The organism is Streptomyces sp. NPDC054847, assembly GCF_053610925.1.
The window spans coordinates 1-4,305 of record NZ_JBSGZJ010000552.1; the positions used below are offsets into that span (position 1 = coordinate 1).

Here is a 4,305-nt window from a genome sequence, read left to right on the forward strand (position 1 = left end):
GGCCCGTTCGGTGCCGGACGGGCGGGTCAGCCGATTTCGATGAGCAGGTCGCCCGCCTCGACCTGCTGGATCCTGCCGATCGCGAGACGGCGCACCGTGCCCGACGTCTGGGCGGTGATCGACGCCTCCATCTTCATGGCCTCGATGGTGGCGACGGTCTGGCCGGCCGACACCGAAGCTCCCTCCTCCACCTGGAGCGTGACCACTCCGGCGAACGGTGCCGCGACATGGCCCTCATTGGCCCGGTCCGCCTTCTCCGCCGCCTTGACCTCGGTGGCGACGGACTTGTCGCGTACCGACACCGGCCGCAACTGGCCGTTGAGCGTGGCCAGTACGCTGCGGTAGCCGCGCTCGTCGGCGTCGGAGACGGCCTCCAGCTCGATCAGCAGCGTGACGCCCGGCTCGAGCGTGACGGTGTGCTCGGTCTCCGTCTCCAGCCCGTACAGGAAGTCCCGCGTCGGCAGGACGGAGGTGTCGCCGTACGCCTCGCGGTGGGCGTTGAACTCCTTGGTGGGGCCGGGGAACAGCAGCCGGTTCAAGGTCGCGCGCGGTGACTGGGCCAGGCCCTCGCGGTCCTCGTCCGAGAGCTGCGGCGTCTCGGCCTTCGCCGGGCGGCCCTGGAGCGCCCGGGTGCGGAACGGCTCCGGCCAGCCGCCGGGCGGGTCGCCCAGCTCACCGCGCAGGAAGCCGATCACCGAGTCCGGTACGTCGAACTTGCCCGGGTCGGACTCGAAGTCCGACGCCGAGACCCCGGCGCCCACGAGGTGCAGCGCCAGGTCGCCGACCACCTTCGACGACGGCGTCACCTTCACCAGCCGGCCGAGCATGCGGTCGGCCGCGGCGTAGCAGTCCTCGATGAGTTCGAAGCGGTCGCCCAGACCGAGGGCGATGGCCTGCTGGCGCAGGTTGGACAGCTGCCCGCCGGGGATCTCGTGGTGGTAGATCCGGCCGGTGGGCGAGGCGAGACCGGACTCGAAGGGGGCGTACACCTTGCGGGTCGCCTCCCAGTAGGGCTCCAGGTCGCCGACGGCCTGGAGGGACAGGCCGGTCGCGCGCTCCGTGTGGTCGGTGGCGGCGACCAGCGCGGACAGCGGGGGCTGGCTGGTGGTGCCGGCCATCGAGGCGACGGCCGCGTCGACGGCGTCGACTCCCGCGTCGATGGCGGCGATCAGGGTGCCGAGCTGCCCGCCCGCGGTGTCGTGCGTGTGCAGGTGGACGGGCAGGTCGAACCGCTCGCGCAGCGCGGTGACGAGGGTGCGGGCGGCGGGCGGGCGCAGCAGCCCGGCCATGTCCTTGATGGCAAGGACATGGGCGCCCGCGTCCACGATCTGCTCGGCGAGACGCAGGTAGTAGTCCAGCGTGTACAGGGTCTCGCGGGGGTCGGAGAGGTCGGCGGTGTAGCAGAGGGCGACCTCGGCGACCGACGTGCCGGTGGCGCGCACGGCGTCGATGGCCGGACGCATCTGGGACACGTCGTTGAGGGCGTCGAAGATCCGGAAGATGTCCATCCCGGTCTTCGCGGCCTCGGCGACGAACGCCTCGGTGACCTCGGTGGGGTAGGGCGTGTAGCCGACGGTGTTGCGGCCGCGCAGCAGCATCTGGGTGCAGATGTTGGGCACGGCCTCCCGGATCTTGGCCAGCCGCTCCCACGGGTCCTCGGCGAGGAAACGCAGCGCCACGTCGTAGGTGGCTCCTCCCCAGCATTCGAGGCTCAGCAGCTGCGGTGCGCTGCGGGCTACGTGCGGTGCGACGGCCAGCAGGTCGCGGGTCCGGACCCGGGTCGCCAGCAGGGACTGATGGGCGTCGCGGAACGTCGTGTCGGTGACGGCGACGGCCGACTGGGCGCGCAGTTCGGCGGCGAACGCCTCCGGCCCGAGGGCGGCGAGGCGCTGCCGCGACCCGGCGGGCGGCTCTCCGACGGGGACGGCGGGCAGCTTGTCCGCCGGGTCGATGACGTCGGGGCGCGGACCGTACGGCTGGTTGACGGTGATCTCGGCGAGGTAGCTGAGCATGCGGCTGCCGCGGTCGGCCGAGGGGCGGGCCCGCATCAGCTCCGGGTGTTCGTCGATGAAGCTGGTGGTGATACGCCCGGCCCGGAACTCGGGGTGGTCCAGCACGGCGCCCAGGAACGGCAGGTTGGTGGCCACGCCCCGGATGCGGAACTCGGCGATGGCCCGGCGCGCGCGGCGGGCCGCGTTGGCGAAGTCGTGCCCGTGACAGGTGAGCTTGACGAGCATCGAGTCGAAGTGGGCGGAGACCTCGGCGCCGGTGTGGACCGTGCCACCGTCGAGCCGGACGCCGGGACCGCCGGGGGAGCGGTAGGCGGAGATGGTGCCGGTGTCGGGCCGGAAGCCGTTGGCCGGGTCCTCGGTGGTGATGCGGCACTGCAGGGCGGAGCCGTTGAGGACGATGTCGTCCTGGGTGAGGCGCAGTTCGGGCAGCGTCATGCCGGCGGCGATGCGCAGCTGTCCGATGACGAGGTCCCGTCCGGTGACCTGTTCGGTGACGGTGTGCTCGACCTGGATGCGCGGGTTCATCTCGATGAAGACATGGTTGCCGCGCTCGTCGACGAGGAATTCGACGGTGCCCGCGTTCACATAGCCGATGTGCCGAGCGAAGGCCACGGCGTCGGCGCAGATGCGTGCCCGCAGCTCCGGGTCGAGGTTCGGGGCGGGCGCGATCTCGACGACCTTCTGGTGGCGGCGCTGCACCGAGCAGTCCCGCTCGTAGAGGTGTACGACATTGCCCTCGGCGTCGGCGAGAATCTGCACCTCGATGTGGCGGGGGTTGACCACCGCCTGCTCCAGGAAGACCGTGGCGTCACCGAACGCGGAGCGCGCCTCGCGCATGGCCGCGTCGATCGCCTCGCGCAGCTCCCCGGGCTCCGCGACACGGCGCATACCGCGTCCGCCGCCGCCCGCGACGGCCTTCACGAAGACGGGGAAGCCGATGTCCTCGGACGCGGCGACGAGCGCGTCGACGTCCTCGGACGGTTCGGAGGACTTCAGCACCGGTACGCCCGCCTCCCGCGCGGCCGCGACCGCCCGGGACTTGTTCCCGGTCAGGTGCAGTACCGACGCCGGCGGTCCGACGAAGGCGATACCGGCCTCGGCGCACGCGGCGGCGAGGTCGGGGTTCTCCGAAAGGAAGCCGTAGCCGGGGTAGATGGCGTCGGCCCCGGCCTTCCGGGCCGCCTTGATCACCTCGTCCACCGAGAGGTAGGCCCGCACGGGGTGGCCGGGCTCACCGATCTGGTACGCCTCGTCGGCCTTGGCCCGGTGAAGGGAGTTGCGGTCCTCGTAGGGGAACACCGCCACTGTGGAGATTCCGAGCTCGAACGCTGCGCGGAACGCGCGGATCGCGATCTCGCCGCGGTTGGCGACCAATACCTTGCCGAACATCAAACTCCCCAGTCGTGTCGCGGGCCGGGCGGCCTCAGGACGGGCGATGTCGCACGGGACGCCGGTGCCGGCGTCCGGTGGTCATATGGGCGGCGGCGATGCGCCGGGAACCATGGTCCGAAGCGCTCGACACCGTATCGGAGACCTTCCCAGAGATCGCGGAGGCAGACGATGGCCTGCGTCACTGCCGGGACCGCCGCTCGTCGGTGATCTGCGCCACGCTCGTCCGGGGCGGGTCCGGTCGGCGCGGGGCCGGGCGGTGCGCCCACTCGCCACCGGGGCGCGGCGGCCGGGATCCGGGCCCCGCACGCCGCGGGCGGCCTCGCACGACGGGACCGACGGCCGCCGTTCGTGAAGAGATCAGTCCGGGGCGGGCGAATATCTGTGACCGCCGGATGAGAAATCAGCGCAACGCGCGGTGAGGGTATCTCGCGTAACAGGCGGAAAAGAATTACGTGCCGCGCGGGGTCGATCTCACCGTGCTACTGTCGTTATCAGTTGCAGTTGTGGTTCCCGAAAATCCAAGTGCCCCGGCGGCCCCTCAGGTCGTTGTGAGCGCTTTTGTGTATCCGGTCATTTCCGGACGGGGTGATCATTGCGGCGACACGGAGACCGCACGGTGTGGACTCCGGGTACTGCCCCTGAAGGAGATTTGACATGGCATCTGGCGTCGTGAAGTGGTTCAACGCGGAAAAGGGCTTCGGCTTCATCGAGCAGGACGGTGGCGGCCCCGACGTGTTCGCCCACTACTCGAACATCGCCGCCCAGGGCTTCCGTGAGCTGCTGGAAGGCCAGAAGGTGAACTTCGACATCGCGCAGGGCCAGAAGGGCCCGACCGCCGAGAACATCGTTCCGGCCTGACGCTGACGCGTGATCGAGCCGGGGCCCGCACCTTGGGGTGCGG

2 protein-coding genes are annotated in these 4,305 nt (G+C 70.9%); one reads left to right on the forward strand and one right to left on the reverse strand.

Annotated features, from left to right (window positions below):
* Window positions 1-26 precede the first annotated feature (26 nt).
* Window positions 27-3,401, reverse strand: a complete 3,375-nt coding sequence (locus tag ACWGH4_RS32135; RefSeq protein WP_453467083.1) for a pyruvate carboxylase — start codon at window positions 3,399-3,401, stop codon at window positions 27-29.
* 657 nt (window positions 3,402-4,058) lie between these two features.
* On the opposite strand from ACWGH4_RS32135, the gene ACWGH4_RS32140 reads away from it, so the two are divergent.
* The gene (locus ACWGH4_RS32140) at window positions 4,059-4,262 is read left to right on the forward strand and encodes a cold-shock protein (RefSeq protein WP_005310809.1); all 204 of its coding nucleotides are present in this window, start codon (window positions 4,059-4,061) and stop codon (window positions 4,260-4,262) included.
* Window positions 4,263-4,305: the final 43 nt, after the last annotated feature.